The 14,584-nt window shown below is 56.1% G+C and carries 13 protein-coding genes and 1 tRNA gene; 4 read left to right on the top strand and 10 right to left on the bottom strand.

Going from position 1 to position 14,584, the window contains the following annotated elements:
- Positions 1-96: 96 nt before the first annotated feature.
- Entirely contained in the window at positions 97-762 is a 666-nt protein-coding gene (locus BM079_RS09400) for a 4'-phosphopantetheinyl transferase family protein (RefSeq protein WP_175489663.1), read from the bottom strand.
- Positions 763-840: 78 nt separating this feature from the next.
- Positions 841-1,815 carry a lipid A hydroxylase LpxO gene (gene lpxO, locus BM079_RS09395; protein WP_245742944.1) on the bottom strand — a complete coding sequence of 325 codons (975 nt, stop codon included), beginning with the start codon at positions 1,813-1,815 and terminating at the stop codon, positions 841-843.
- A gap of 216 nt (positions 1,816-2,031) precedes the next feature.
- Here lpxO and dkgB point away from each other — a divergent pair, with 216 nt between their 5' ends.
- The gene (gene dkgB, locus BM079_RS09390) at positions 2,032-2,832 is read left to right on the top strand and encodes a 2,5-didehydrogluconate reductase DkgB (RefSeq protein ID WP_090133368.1); all 801 of its coding nucleotides are present in this window, start codon (positions 2,032-2,034) and stop codon (positions 2,830-2,832) included.
- Positions 2,833-2,942: 110 nt separating this feature from the next.
- Here the strand turns inward: dkgB and BM079_RS09385 are convergent, their stop codons facing one another.
- Positions 2,943-4,487, bottom strand: a complete 1,545-nt coding sequence (locus BM079_RS09385; RefSeq protein ID WP_139215291.1) for a glycosyl hydrolase family 28-related protein — start codon at positions 4,485-4,487, stop codon at positions 2,943-2,945.
- Positions 4,488-4,665: 178 nt separating this feature from the next.
- Positions 4,666-5,364, bottom strand: coding sequence for a S24 family peptidase (locus tag BM079_RS09380; RefSeq protein ID WP_090133365.1), 699 nt, complete (start codon positions 5,362-5,364; stop codon positions 4,666-4,668).
- 192 nt (positions 5,365-5,556) lie between these two features.
- Here BM079_RS09380 and BM079_RS09375 point away from each other — a divergent pair, with 192 nt between their 5' ends.
- Together BM079_RS09375 and BM079_RS09370 are read left to right on the top strand one after the other, a co-directional pair.
- A complete protein-coding gene (locus tag BM079_RS09375) occupies positions 5,557-6,192 on the top strand; it encodes a glycoside hydrolase family 108 protein (protein WP_090133363.1) in 636 nt (211 codons plus the stop codon).
- Positions 6,179-6,742, top strand: a complete 564-nt coding sequence (locus tag BM079_RS09370) for a hypothetical protein (protein WP_090133361.1) — start codon at positions 6,179-6,181, stop codon at positions 6,740-6,742. The genes BM079_RS09375 and BM079_RS09370 overlap by 14 nt, the downstream gene beginning before the upstream one ends.
- Before the next feature lie 57 nt (positions 6,743-6,799).
- On the opposite strand, the gene BM079_RS09365 is transcribed toward BM079_RS09370, so the two are convergent.
- Positions 6,800-7,396, bottom strand: a complete 597-nt coding sequence (locus tag BM079_RS09365) for a hypothetical protein (protein WP_090133359.1) — start codon at positions 7,394-7,396, stop codon at positions 6,800-6,802.
- A gap of 74 nt (positions 7,397-7,470) precedes the next feature.
- Here BM079_RS09365 and BM079_RS09360 point away from each other — a divergent pair.
- Positions 7,471-7,547 (top strand) — tRNA-Ile (locus tag BM079_RS09360).
- A 360-nt stretch (positions 7,548-7,907) separates the two neighbouring features.
- Here BM079_RS09360 and BM079_RS16950 read toward each other — a convergent pair.
- The 5 genes from BM079_RS16950 to tssE form a co-directional block, all read right to left on the bottom strand.
- Positions 7,908-8,156: a tyrosine-type recombinase/integrase gene (locus tag BM079_RS16950; RefSeq protein WP_281243957.1), complete on the bottom strand. Its 249-nt coding sequence runs from the start codon at positions 8,154-8,156 to the stop codon at positions 7,908-7,910.
- Between the two features lie 314 nt (positions 8,157-8,470).
- Positions 8,471-11,149, bottom strand: a complete 2,679-nt coding sequence (tssH, locus tag BM079_RS09350) for a type VI secretion system ATPase TssH (RefSeq protein WP_090133355.1) — start codon at positions 11,147-11,149, stop codon at positions 8,471-8,473.
- A complete protein-coding gene (gene tssG, locus BM079_RS09345; protein ID WP_090133353.1) occupies positions 11,146-12,219 on the bottom strand; it encodes a type VI secretion system baseplate subunit TssG in 1,074 nt (357 codons plus the stop codon). Before tssG ends, tssH begins: the two co-directional genes overlap by 4 nt.
- Complete coding sequence (gene tssF, locus BM079_RS09340; RefSeq protein WP_090133351.1) at positions 12,183-14,018, bottom strand: type VI secretion system baseplate subunit TssF; 1,836 nt, start codon at positions 14,016-14,018, stop codon at positions 12,183-12,185. Before tssF ends, tssG begins: the two co-directional genes overlap by 37 nt.
- Positions 14,018-14,500 carry a type VI secretion system baseplate subunit TssE gene (tssE, locus tag BM079_RS09335; RefSeq protein WP_090133348.1) on the bottom strand — a complete coding sequence of 161 codons (483 nt, stop codon included), beginning with the start codon at positions 14,498-14,500 and terminating at the stop codon, positions 14,018-14,020. Before tssE ends, tssF begins: the two co-directional genes overlap by 1 nt.
- Positions 14,501-14,584 lie beyond the last annotated feature (84 nt).

Genomic DNA, 14,584 nt, shown 5'->3' with positions numbered 1-14,584 from the left:
TCTTTACTGTATTTGTATACAGTAAATGCGTTGCAGCAAAACAACAACTGAATTGCATTCATCTCCTGCGCGGGATTACCGAGCCCATTTCGCGGCTCATGCCGCGCCGGGGATGGCACCGGTCATGACGGCGGTCAGCGCGTGTGCTCCCATATTGGCGAAGTCACCGGTCAGGCGCGTGCCGGGCTGCCATGATGCGCTGAGCGCACGCGCCAGTACCAGGGTGCATTGACCTGCTGGTGCTGTGGCGTCGAACGTATCGACCCAGGCGTCGTGGAAATAAAAGCGTGTCCCGGTCAGCGGATAGAGCGCCTTGAAAAGGCTCTCCTTGAGCGAGAAGGTCAGGGTGATGGCGCGCGCGCGCTGCTCGGGCGTGAAAGCGTCGATGATGTCCTGTTCGCGTGGCGTCAGAATCGAGCTGGCAAGATAGTCGGCGCGCTCGGGTGTCAGCCAGCGTTCGGCATCAATGCCCAGCCCCTGATGATCGGGTGCTGTACCGACCAGTGCAGCGGCCAGATCATGCGCGTGGGTGATGGCGCCCCGGGACGGTGTCGGCCAGTCGACCTGACGGTCGGGCAGGCTGCCCAGCGCATTGACTTGAATGTCCAGGGCGGCAAGGGCGTGTCTGGCACATAGCCTGCCGGCCAGATACTCGGCACGGCGCTTGGTCACAGCGCGAGAAAGACTGTCGGGCAGCGCCATACCGTGAAAGGGGAAGGCGCTGTCATCAAAGCGTTGAACGTCGAAAGTGGTCAGGCTCAATCGCGCCCCACGAGCCGGGGAAATAAAGGGCCAGCATGGTTGCGGGGTCGCGATCGCGTCAGACATGGCGAAGGGGTATTAAAGCGACAGTAGACCGACGATGATGCCGCCGAAGATTAACCATTTGACGACGTAATACAGCGTCTTGTTCTTCTTTTTAAGGCGCTTGCCGGCTTCGCGAACCTTATAGATGTACTTGAAGGCGCGGTTGAGACCGCCGGTGTGGTCGCTGTCGTCATTGGGAGAGGCCGCCGCGGCCATGACGTTACGGCTGAACCAGCGGTTGACTGCCGCGGCCCAGCGATACTTCATGGGGCGCTCGATATCGCAGAACAGAATCAGACGATTCTGCTCGGTATCGTTCTGGGCATAGTGAATGAAGGTCTCGTCGAAGAACACCGCTTCACCATCGCGCCAGCTGTAGTCAATGCCATCGACATTGATGCGGCAGCGATCATCATTGGGCGTACGTAGCCCCAGGTGATAGCGGATCGAGCCTGCATACGGGTCGCGGTGTTTCATCAGTTTGCTGCCGGCGGGCAGCTCGGCAAACATCGCCGCCTTGACGCCCGGAATGCCGGCGAGAATCTCGGTGGTGCGCGGGCAGAGCTGGCGAGCCGATTCGTGGCTGTCGCCATACCACTTGAGATAAAAACGCTTCCAGCCACGGCGGAAAAACGAATTGAACCCGGCATCATCCTTTTTGGCTGATCCCTTGATGTGGCTTTCAAGCGTCAGGGCTTCGTCACGAATTTCTTCCCAGTGCGATGTCAGGGTCGCAATTTCAGGAAAATCCTCGGCGCGATGATAGGGACGATCCGGAACCTTTGAAAATAGATACATGAACCCGTTGATGGGCGCCATGAAACTGGAGTGATCCGAGAGCTGGCGAAAGGGCTTGTGACGAACACGGCCACGAAAATGCACATAAAGAATGCTGGCCACGATCAGGGCCACGATTGTCCATTTGATCATAGCGATCTCTTTTCCGGGATGATCGCCGGTGGTGACGGCGATGATGTTGGCTTCCAGACTGGCGACGCAGTCTCGCATGTCCAGGTGAGGGTGTCATTACGAAAGTCTGATGACACCTGTCACAAGATGCCCATCATGGGCTTGATGAATTTTACTGTCGACATGATTTGCAGGCTAATGACTTGAAAATATCTGTACCGGGCCTCACGTCATTGATGGGCCATCAACGGTCTGCGGCCAACGGCCGGCAAGTGGTTACAGGGCGTCTGCGGACGCCATCCGACAGGAGGTCACATGATTCCCGATATTGGACTGGGTACCTATCGCCTCAAGGGGCAGGATGTCATCGATTCGGTCACCACGGCGCTTGAGCTCGGGTATCGCCACATCGATACCGCTCAGGTGTACGGCAACGAGGCTGAAGTAGGGCAAGCCATTGCCGACAGCGGCGTGGCGCGTGAAGAGGTTTTTCTGACCACCAAGATCTGGACGGATCGCTTTCACCATGACGATCTGATCAAAAGCCTTGAAGAGAGTCTGGAGCGACTGGGTACCGACTACGTGGACCTGGTGCTGCTGCACTGGCCGTCTCCCGACAACGAGGTCCCGGTTGCCGAATCCATCAGTGCACTGGTCGAGGCAAAACATCGCGGTCTGACGCGTGATATTGGTGTTTCCAACTTCACCATCGCCCAGATTGACGAGGCGCTTGGTGTTGAAGGGGGTGATCAGCTCATTACCAACCAGATCGAGGTACATCCTTTCCTGGCCAATAGAGCGCTGGTTGATCACTGCAGGGAAAAGGGGCTCCGGGTGACCGGCTACATGCCGCTGGCAGTTGGCAAGGTCATGGAAGATGACACGCTCAAACAGATTGCCGAAAGCCATGAGGCGACGTCTGCACAGGTGGCGCTGGCCTGGGTAGCGGCGCGCGATATCGTGGTGATTCCTTCCTCCACGAAACGGGCGCATCAGCAGTCCAATCTGGACGCCATGGCCCTGTCGCTGAGTGAGAATGAGATCGAACGCATCAATGCACTCGATCGCGGCGAGCGTATTGCCAACCCTTCCTTCGCACCGGTATGGGATGAGTAGGGTTATTGCACTCGACGCGACTTCACTCTGATCAAGCGTTGGGTGAAACGTAAAAGGGGCGCCCGACAGGCGCCCCTTCTGTTGTGTATCAAACAATATCTTGCATAGTGTCAGGAAGAGAGCAAAGACGGATTGAGCGTCAGCATCTGCATCGAAAAGGCCGTTGGCGTTTTCGGCTTGCCATCGGTATCGACAAAGTACAGCTCAAAGCCCTTGCACTGACGGCGATTTTTGCTGTTATTGATATAACTTTCCAAATGCTTGAGCCCATCAAAGCGGATACCACGATCCTCTACCGTGATCTGGATCAAAGGGTTATCCAGCAGATACTCGGTGACCAGCTTGATGGTGCCCTCACTTGTCACTTCGTTGGTTGTGAAACATCCAAGGCCTCGGCTGAGCTTGTCCTGTCGCCACAGGAAATGCTGCGGTATGCCTGTCGTCAGCTTGACCTTTTCTCCCTTGATCATCATTTCGCTGACACCTGTCATGCCTATGGTCGGCTGACCACCGGCATTGCGGGTCAAACTGTAATGTTCAAAGAGTCCGTCGCCCTTGGCAATGGAGATTGTGCCCGAAAAAGGAGCGCCTTCATTATCTTCAATCGTCATCGGCCCGCCACTGGTGCGCATCGAGATGCCCTTGGGAGACCCTGCGCTATTTTTACAGGCTCCGATTACCAGTGGCGGCAGATATGCCCATTTATCGGCCTGCTGGACGATGCTGTCAGAGGTGATGCGCACGGCGCGACCCGAAGAGCTTCGAACCACCATGGCGCCGCCGTGTGCTGAAACGCCCCCCATTCGAGTGTCATGCAGTAACGAGCTGAACACGTTACGCCAGCCCCAGGTGACCTTATTGCCCGCAGCGAAGCAGTTCATGATCTGCTGATAGCTGCTGCTACGAATGGCAGGATAGCCACTTTCATCGTCTTTCTCATCGCCAGGGGCCACCAGTGGAACGTTTGCGGCTGTCCCCGAATTGCGACGCCTTTCCCACCAGTTGCCGATAAAGTTGCAGTCATAGATATGTGAAGCGACCAGTGCATCGCCGCTCATGAATTCGAAAATATTGTCCTGAAAGGTAGAGCCATTGATTTGACGGCGGAAAACGAATGCGTTGCCGCAGTTGTTGAACTCATTGCGCAGAAAGCGGGCAGTAGTCGAATAGCTGTTTTTGCTGTCATGACAATAGAGGCCATAACCTACCTGGATGAAAGTGCAATCCCTGAGTGTGAAATTCACCAAAATCTCATCAACATAGATGGCGCGGCCAATATTGCTGAAGTGAATGTTATTGAAGTTACTGTTGTATCCAGAAGCGTCGAAGACGGTTTTGTTATCACTCTCTCCCTGACCCGAAATGTACATGTTTTCGACAATGGCACCCTGATTGCGAAACATGGGGCCATCGATCCTGCTGCCTGACCTGACATAAGAGATGCCACCGTGTTGATTCTCTCTAAAACGGCCAGCACCGCACATGTTTTTACGATTCAAATCTACCGTTTTGGAAATGACGTATATGCCAGGAGGAATGATAACTGTAGCGACTTCCTTTGATGCCGCTGCATCGATAAAGGCTTGAGAGCTATCATTCTTGCCGGTAGCGTCGGCGCCAAAATCCAGAACGGTTTTTTCAGTCGTCGTGGTCATGCGTATTCTCCAAAATAACCATGTTGGTGTCGTGCGGTTACCCTTTTTGGATAACGTGTAATCATGGTTAATTATTTGGTTAATACCGTCAACCCCTAAATTGGCTTTTATGGTTAATTATTTTGGCGCGGAAAATTAATCCTTTTTGAACAGTAATTTGCTGAAAGATTAATATGGGTCACCGGCGCAGCATCATCTGAGCCATGACCACACCAATGATTCGGCAATGAGGACCAAGTGCCATGTACTGTTGTGCCCAGGCACGGTTTAATGCCTTGAGCATGGGCGGCTGGCCTGGTTCCTCGATATAGCGTTTGAAGGTGGCCTCGGCGCTGCCATGCTCTTCGCATTGCACGATCACATCGTCCCCCGACATGGCCTGAACGTCTGGATCCACGAAAATCAGCGTTCCCGGCGGGTAGACCTCCATCATGGATTCTCCGCGAACGCGAAGCACGAAACAGCCGGGACCACAGTTGGGTGGGCGTGGAAAGGACTCCTGATCTCCGTGGTCGATAACGCTGGCTGACGTCTCGGTCCAGGCACCAGCCTGCACCCAGCTGAGCAGAGGGGCCATCCCGTTCATGACAGGCGCCTGGTCGATACTGTTGTCACTACGAGCAGGCATGGCGACCACATTGTCTTGCCGAACTCCAGGCGTTTCGTGAACGCTGTCCAGCCAGCCATCCTCCTTGTCGAAGGCTGCTTCGATACGGCGTGCGAAATCATCACCGATATTGCGTGTTGCCCTGTTGCTCAATACCCGGCTGGCCGCCGGTGGCTCAACGCCAACGCACTCGGCAAACGCCTTGTTGCTCCCTGCCTGATCGCGCAGCGCGCGCGCGTTGTCCCGTCGTATTTCACTCACTCTCTGCATGACCGGCTCTCGCTGGAAGTATTAAAACTTTTTAAAAATATCCTTGATGGTTAATTAAAACCTGCGCATACTCGCAGTTGTTAACCAAATATGTGCATATTGTGCATCCGGTGACTGGATATTGCCATGTGAAAAGCGCGAGTTCCTGTTTGCGGATGGTTTTTAACCTTACCCATACGTACGGAGAGTCTCATGAACGAATCACAGCGCAGTCAGATTATTGTCGCCCTCATGAAACGTGAGGGCGGTTTCGTTGACCACCCCGATGACCGTGGTGGTGCAACCAACTATGGCATTACGCAGCGTGTGGCTGCAGAACATGGTTATCGCGGCAGCATGCGCGACCTGCCACAGATGCTGGCTGAAAAAATCTATCTGAAAACCTACTGGCATGCGATGAAACTCGATGAGGTCAGTGCGCGTGCGCCCGCACTGGCGATTGCCATGCTCGATTACGGCGTACATAGCGGAACTGGACGTGCTGCACGCCAGCTACAGGAGGTGATCAATGTATTGAGCAACAACGGGCGACGCTGGAGCGTCGTTGAAGTGGACGGTTGCATTGGAACGCAGACGCTAAGGGCAGTGGACGCCATGCTCAAGCTTCGCGGTGTGAATAGTGGCAATACACTCGCGAGTACCGTTAATGCGCTGCGTCTGGCGTGGCTGGTCGATCTTGCAAGGCGCGATGTCTCTCAACAGGCATTCGCTCAGGGCTGGATAGATCGTGTCGTCAGGCTCGAAGAGGCTATGTATGACATCAAACCTGGCACTGGTCGAAACGCAGAGTCCAGAGAACGACGAGGATCTCGTCATGGAATGGCGTGACGTCAGACGACGTCTCGCCGATGAAGCACCTGAAGTGGCAAGGCTGTTTGATAGCCCTGTGACCTGTGAGGCTGCAGGGGCCATCGTGGCAGCCACGCTGGGATGCTGGAAGGATGCTTCTTCACGTGCCGTACTATCGGCACTGGAAGAGCAACCGGAGCTTATGGAGAGAATCCGGATGCTGGATGTCGAGAGAATTCGGCTACAGCTTGGAGAGATCGATCAAAAGGCTTCCACATCTCAGCCGGTAGAGATTGCCGTAAAGGGGCTTTTCAAAAATGACTGGCGGGCAGGGGTCGGCTGGACACTTTGCGGCATGCTGACGCTCATGTCTCTGGCCGTCTGCCTGACCGTCATCAGGGATCCGGATCGCATTCAGGACTGTGTGGATATCATGACCTGGTTAATCTTTTCAGCCAGTGGAATACTGGGTATCAACCTTCATGGCAATAGTGTCGAACGTCGTGCCATGATGGAGGAAAATCATATGGGGATGCATAATCGTGGTTCGGAAGCCGCACCGCCACGACCGCGAGAGATGCAGGAGTGAGGGATGGTTTTCTGCATCGAGCGCCCGGCTGTGCCGGGCGCTTTTATATGTATTGCATTACTGCCTGATCAGGCGCGCGTCAAGTTCGATCGGAATGCTGTTATTCAGACGCTTGTAGCCCAATAGAGACAGTACAGTTTGTGCGTTATCCAGCTTCATTAACTGCTGGGTATCCACGCTGATTGGCTCGGCGAATGCCAGGTGATAATACCGCTGGTCGAGACGTTCAAGCGTCAGGGGTATCTCTTCACTGCGCTCAAAATGGTGGCCGCTGGCGGTCAGCGTCACGTTACGGGTGGTCGAATCTCCCGGCTGAAGATTGCTCAACCAGTCCGGGTTGACCTTTGTCGAAAGCGTCACCATGGCAGAATCGGAGGAAAGCCCTGACAGGAGGCCGCTCAGACCGCCCTGTTTGCCCAGAAGATCCGTCTGCTCAAGGCGCAACGGCATTTCGAATTGCCCGTCATCATTGATCGTGCCTGCCAGATCAGAAACATGATAGGTGCGCTCCATCGGGCCACGCTGCCCTTCACCTGCTACATGAGCCTTGATCTCGCTGTTGGCGGGAACAAGCTGCCAGGCTGCGTGTGCCTGTGTCGTCATTGCAAGCGTTACGCCTGCTACTCCCAGCATCTTCCAGAAACGATCACGCATGCGCCCACTCCTTGTTGATTAACAGCACTGGTCTCACGGCAATGCTTTGGTTATCATACGCAACCGCAATATCAGGGCCTATAGCTCAGTTGGTTAGAGCAGGGGACTCATAATCCCTTGGTCGCAGGTTCGAGTCCTGCTGGGCCCACCATTTAAATCAAATGGTTACGGGATTATTAGACAGCCTGTTCAATGTTTGGTTGCGGTTTGGTTGCTGATGCGCGGCAACCTGTATGTAGCGCCGCGCCGGATTTGGCATTTCTTGGCAAGGTAATTGGCACCCGAGTTGCGCGGTTAGTGAGCGTGTTATCGCAATGTATTTGGCAATAACCAAGCTCTTTGTCCAATTTACTTAATAGTTCAGTGAACCGTACTGCCTTTCTATGAGCTGGCCCTTTTCTGCCTTTGTATGCTTTGGCACTGAATTAAACATCGTGTCGCGCTGCGAGCCGCGCCATGTCGCGCTTTGTCCCATATCCGCCCACCAAATCCTTCAGTGCCATATCTCCTGCTAACTCACACTTGGGCCAAATTTAACTGCTTCCAGCAGATGTTCTGACGACAGGTGCGCATAGCGCATGGTCATCTGAACGGTTTGATGGCCAAGTATCCGTTGCAGCGTCCGTAGATCATTGTCTTTCATGACGGCGTGACTGACGAATGTTTGCCTTAAGGCGTGGATTCTTTGACCCTTTGGCAAAAAGATCGTTGTCCGGTTCAATGCCTGAATGGATGCCGCGTAGGCGTCTGTCGGAAACATACGGCCGATACGGGGACCGTGTTCCTTGCGATCCCATGAGTCTGGCTTGAAAAGCTCTGTAATGAAGGCAGACAAAACAGCATATGTTTGTGCTTTGTCTGGGCTACGGTTGTCAGAGCACCCGGTGCTGCACTCGATGCTATCTGGGCCTGTCCTATCGGTCACTTCATTGGATGAGTAAAGCATCATTTTTATGAGTACAGACTAGGGCATGAATGTCTGAAAAAGGTTTTGATCGCCAGCCGAGAGCAGGTGGTCACAGCGGATGACGGCGTCCGGGAGCCGTCATCCGCCTGGCCATGGCAACTCAGCCGTTACTGCAGCGAATAGGCAAACTCGCCCTGATCATCAAGGGTGACATCGAGACGCTCGATCGCTTCGCCTCGTGCCATGCGGTCAAGCACCTGTGCGGCGAGCGAGGGCATAAGGGATCCGGAGAGAATGTTGTCGATGCTGCGAGCGCCGCTGTCGGTGTCGGTGCAGCGCTCGGCAATTGCTTCGATAATGGCCGGATCATAGGCCAGCGTTGCACGGTGGTTGTATTCGAAACGGCTTTTGATGCGCTCAAGCTTGAGACGCACGATGTTGGCCAGAATCTCCTTTTGTACCGGGTAGTAGGGGATGATGTTGAGTCGGCCCAGAAAGGCCGGTTTGAAGACCGTGTTGAGCTGATCGCGCAGGCCGTCAACGATATCATCCGGCGCCGGCAGGGTCTCGGCGCCGAGACAGCGCCGCATGATCTCTTCGGTGCCAACATTGGAGGTCAACAAAATGACGGTATTGCGGAAGTTGATCTCGCGGCCTTCTCCATCATCGAGTACACCCTTGTCGAAGACCTGAAAGAAGAGCTCCAGAACATCCGGGTGTGCCTTTTCAACCTCATCAAGCAGCACCACGCTATAGGGCTTGCGCCGTACGGCTTCGGTCAGCACACCACCTTCTCCGTAGCCCACATACCCCGGGGGAGAGCCCTTGAGGCTCGAGACGGTATGGGCTTCCTGGTATTCCGACATGTTGATGGTGATGACATTGCGCTCGCCGCCATAGAGCGTATCAGCCAGCGACAGGGCAGTTTCGGTCTTGCCTACGCCGCTGGGTCCGAGCAGTAGAAAGACACCGATCGGCTTGTTGGGGTCTTCCATGCGGGCGCGTGAAATGGCGATACGCTTGCCGATTTCTGCAAGGGCATGATCCTGCCCCAGCACACGCTCGCCCAGCAGGTCGGGCAGTTGCTGAACAGTGGTAATCTCGTCGCGCACCATCTTGCCCAGTGGAATACCGGTCCAGCCGGAAATGACTTCCCCGATGACATTGCCATCAACGTGGCCATGCACCAGCGACTGCGCTTCCTGAACCTGTGAAAGTTCGCGGCGAGTATCGCCGATCTGTCGACCAAGTGCTTCAAGATCCTGTGTGGCGCTGTTTTCGTCACTTTCTGCTGTGGATTCCGTCTTGCTCAGCAGCTCGTTGCGTTGGTTTTCCAGTGCCTTGAGACGCTCGACGATCTCCATCTCGCGCTTCCAGCGCATCTCGAGTACATCGATTTCGTCGCGTGTCGATTCCAGCGTCTGATGCAGTGCCGCGAGCGCTTCAGTGTGATCGCTGCCTTCGAACTGCTCGCGTTCGAGCACTTCAATCTCGGTTTGAAGGTTGTCCACGCGGCGATAAGCATCTTCCAGCGCGGCGGGCTGTGAGGATTGCGCGAGTGCTACTCGAGCGCAGGCGGTATCCAGCACGCTGACGGCCTTGTCGGGCAGCTGGCGACCGGTAATGTAGCGATGAGACAGCCGGACGGCCTGAACGATGGCGTCATCCATGATGGTCACGCCATGATGATCCTGCATGCGGCTGGCCAGACCGCGCAGCATGTTGATGGCCACTGGTTCTTCGGGCTCCTCGACCTTGACCACCTGAAAGCGGCGGGCGAGGGCGGCGTCCTTTTCAAAGTACTTCTTGTATTCCGCCCAGGTTGTGGCGGCGATGGTGCGCAGCTCGCCTCGGGCCAGCGCCGGCTTGAGCAGATTGGCGGCATCGCCCTGACCGGCCTGGCCACCGGTGCCGATCAGCGTATGGGCTTCATCAATGAAAAGGATGATCGGCTGTAGGCTTTTACGCGTCTCTTCGATCACGTTTTTAAGACGGTTTTCGAACTCACCCTTGACGCCGGCACCAGCCTGCAAAAGACCGAGATCGAGTGTGCGCAGTTCGACGTTTCTCAGGGGGGGCGGTACATCACCGTTGACAATGCGAAGGGCCAGGCCTTCAACCACGGCAGTCTTTCCTACCCCGGCTTCGCCGGTAAGGATCGGATTGTTCTGACGCCGGCGGGTCAGAATATCAACCATCTGACGTACTTCCTGCTCTCTTCCCAGTACCGGGTCGATGCGTCCGGCCCGGGCATTGCCGGTGAGATCAATGGTGTATTGATCCAGTGCCGAGGTCTTTTGACTGCGAGTACCCGCGGTAGCCTCTGAAGCACTGCCCTGATCGGGTGCGCCCTCGTAGGCGGGGCGAGCATGATGATCTTCGCTGCTGCCGGCCACCAGATCGTTGAAATGGGCCTGTAGATCATCGACATTGATGCGCTCGAGCGCTCGGGCACCCTCGATCACGACGCGGCGCAGTTCGTCATCCTTTAATAGCGCCAGCAGCATATGGCCGCTGCGAATCAGAGTGTCGCCCTGATCGATGGAGGCAATGACCCAGGCGCGCTCGATCAGCTTTGTAATACGCGGTGACAGGGCTGGTGTGCGGGTGTTGCCGGTCTTGAAGGTGGCAATGGTCTCTTCCAGCTGACCGGCCAGGCGATCAAGCGCTACGTCATAGTGACGCGCGATGCGCAGTATATCGTTGTCGTCGCTGTCGAGCAGCTTGAGCAGCAGATGCTCGATATCGACGTCGTACTGACGCTCGGCAAGACAGAGCGCTGCCGCCCCTTCAGTGGCGGTTCGGGTGGGGTCATTGAGCTTGTCGAACAGGGATTTGAGACTCACGCCGTGGCTCCATCGTAGAAAATATCAAAGATTGCATGCCCGTGTGCCCGTGGCTGGCAATCGTCGGATTTAAGCCAGCCCAGATGCCCCGGGCGAACATTGCCGGTTGCACCGAGCCGTGGCCCTGGAATGGCGTCGCGATCAAGAATCAGCTCGACCTGGAAATCCAGTTCGATGCCAACATAAAAACGTGCCATGCGTATCAACTTGCGATACTGCTCGGTACCGGGCAGCAGCGCCTCATAGGCTTCAAGCGATAGCGGTCCAAAAGTAATGCGAAAGGTGGACTGATAGTCCCTTACCCGGGTCCCGGCGACGGCACTTTCTCCCAGCTTCGCATTGGACTGGCCCAGGCAGGTGTACTGATCACGTTCCAGCGTGATCCAGCGTCCGGCAAAGGAGCTGACCCGGCAGGGCTGTCGGAAGGTGTATTCCAGCATTGACTGCAGGTTGCCGGCGTTACGCGGCCGCTGCGTCCAGAGCCCGGCAAACCAGTCAAAAAGTTCACGGCGCAGCGTCGCCGGGTCATCATTGGCAAATGTTCTTGCCATGGTGTTCCGGGTCAGCCCGGTCAGATGCAGCAGGGCATCCTCAAAGGCGGCGCTGCCCTTGCGCTCGTACTCGATGTGAAAACGATACTTCTGCCATGCCTCATAGAAGAGCGCTGTCATTCGATGAGAGAAAAAGTCCATGAAGGCGTGAGCCGCATCATCACGCTTTTCCATGTGGCGATTGATCAGCAGCTCGGTATAGGGTCGAGGCAGTACGCCGGAAGGGCCGACCAGTCCCATGAAGGTGACCTGAACCTCACTGAGCGGGGCATCTCCTGCCGGACCCGACGGCACGCTCTCAAAACGCAGATCGCTGATCTCGCTGGGTGGAAAGTTCAGCGAGAGCAGGCTGCGAAATCTCAATGGGTCCTGATGCGGGCGGTTTTCAGGATCAATGCGCCCGTTACGGCTGTAGTGCAGCCGCAGCAGTCGCACCAGCTGAAAAAAGCCGAAACGCCAGGGCTCCGCGCGCGCCTGATCGATCAGACCAGGGGCTGAGTACCGGTTCTTGGAGGCCATTGGGCAACTCGCTGTTCGCGCTGGGGCGAGCGCAGGGTCAATTGGGTGAAACTGTTCAGGGAGCAGTACATGCCGAAAAAGTGGTCCAGCACCATGGCAAAGAGATAGATGCCGCTACCGGTGAACTGACTTTCATCGAGTGTCAGCGTAATACCGGTGCCACGTACGAAAGAGGGTTTGGGATGACCGATACGGGTCATGACCGGCGCACTCTCGACAGCAGTGATACCGTTGATCTGTTTGCGGGTCGCCGACGTTTCGCGGTAGTTGTAAAGCGTCAAAAGCTCCATCAGGGCCTCGCGCCCGTCGTTGACCAGCGACATGTGATTGAGAGACAGGTGTGAGACCAGACGCCAGATTCGACCCTTGCCCAGCGGTGGACGTACTGGCGCCGTCGGTTTTCTCAAGGCTCGAATACGCTGTACGACCTGTTCCTGCTCCATGGTGAAATCACCCTGCGGATGGCCAATGGTCATCAGCCGCGGAAGATCGCGGTTACTGCAGGTCAAACGCAGGCTCAGGGTGTCACTGCTGCTTTCGAGAAGCTCCAGTTCACGATCGACGATCCTCAATCTCATGTCCGTTCCCGGGTCACGCCCGCTGGCCGCGGCCACGCGCCGGCTGATCCAGTAGCTCTGCTGCTTGCCATGATCACTGTCGCGGGGTTCGAAAAAGGGCAGGCAGGGCGTGACCTCATCGCGTGTCGTGCTGCGCACGACGCGGGTCACTTCGTCGATGGACACGATTTCCGTCGAATGGGCATGGCGCACGTCGGGGACCACGGGATACTCGTGACGGGTATGGGTCAGGCGAATGGGCTCGGCCTGCTGGGTGAAGAGATTGACGACCGGTGTGCAGCCCAGACGAAAATTGTGCCGGCCAAGGGTCTGCTCCAGACGGGCCAGTTGATCCATCTGATCATATTGATGAAACGAGATGTTGATCTGAAGGGCGGTAACCGGTCGACCGCCAAGCCGGCGGGATAGACCGTTGAGATCGAAAAACAGAAACTTTTCAGGAAAGACAAAGTATTCATGCAGCAGTCGGTAGCCCATGAAGGAGCGTGATGAGTAATCGATCAGCCCTTCTTCGGCACCAAAACCAACGGGGGTAATGGCGTCATGATCGAGCGCCATTTCCCGGCGCTGACCATTGTCGGTAAAGCTTAGACTGACACGTGCCACGTTGTTGAACAGCAGCTCGTGCAGTGTGTGCATCAGGCTGCCTTCACCATCCAAGAAAAAACGCAGGCGATCGACGTCCATTTGGGCGAAATCGGTGTTGCCAAGACTTTCCAGAGAGAGGCTCAGACGTGCGACATGTTCATTACCATGGGCATTGAAGGCCGAGCGCTCCAGTCGCTTCATGCCGGCGTTTGTCACGGCAATGGGCCAGACATCGACCGGATAGCAGGTGCGAAAACGACAGAAGGCATCGCCCACCGGACGCGAATGCAGAAGTCTGTGACGCGGGACATGATAGCGCCCGGTCAGCGAGGTCTGTCTGCCCGGCTCGAATTCGACGATCGACATCGATGGTGTGGGCCGCAGATAGTGGGGATACAGCACGTCCAGAAAGGACTCCACAATCTCGGGAAAATCGTCATCAAGTTTTTTGTGGACGCGCGCGCTCAGAAAAGCGAAGGATTCGATCATGCGTTCGGCATGTGGATCCTCGCAATGGTCACCCTCCAGGAGCAGGCGAGAGGCGATCTTGGGATAACGTCCAGCGAACTCCTGCCCCAGAAAGCGCAGGTGCGAGAGTTCCTTTTCGTAGTAGGGAAGCAGGTCGTCGAGCATCAGGTCAGATTCGAAACCTTGTATTGACGGGTAGTTACCTGAAGCACGGCATCGAAGGCGACTCGCTGGGAGGCTTCGCTTAGTGACAGGACGGCTTCAACGCGAAACTGCAGCACCCGGTCGTGATTTTCCTGGTTGAGCAGACGCACCCTGACACTGCTGAAACGTCGATCACCATGCTCAATGGTGCGCTCAAGCTGGCGCTGAATCAGGCGTCGATCCTCGCTGCTGTGCAGCCCCCGGCTGATAAAGTCGGGCAGGCCATAGTCAAGCAGGGTGCCCTGAAGGGCCGGCCAGTCGTCCAGCTCACGGGCAACGAGTTCGCGACGAGTGTTGACCAGTAGCTCAAGGTCGCGCACAACGCTTGCCTTGTACTCGGTCAGTGAGCAAAGGTGCCCCGGCCGCGACTCGCTCGATCTGGCGGGGTCATCGTCAAGCAGCCGATCCAGCAGGGTCGGCACCATTTGCAAGTGGTCACTCATCGGCGTTGCGCTCCTTCAACACGGAAAAGATCCTGAACCGGCAGGCATCGGGAGACGCGCCCGATGCCTGTTGACCCGTTTTCG

This window comes from Kushneria avicenniae (assembly GCF_900112585.1).
Taxonomy (GTDB): domain Bacteria; phylum Pseudomonadota; class Gammaproteobacteria; order Pseudomonadales; family Halomonadaceae; genus Kushneria; species Kushneria avicenniae.
The sequence above is the reverse complement of the archived record's forward strand: the minus strand, read 5'-3'. Positions and strand labels throughout refer to the sequence as shown.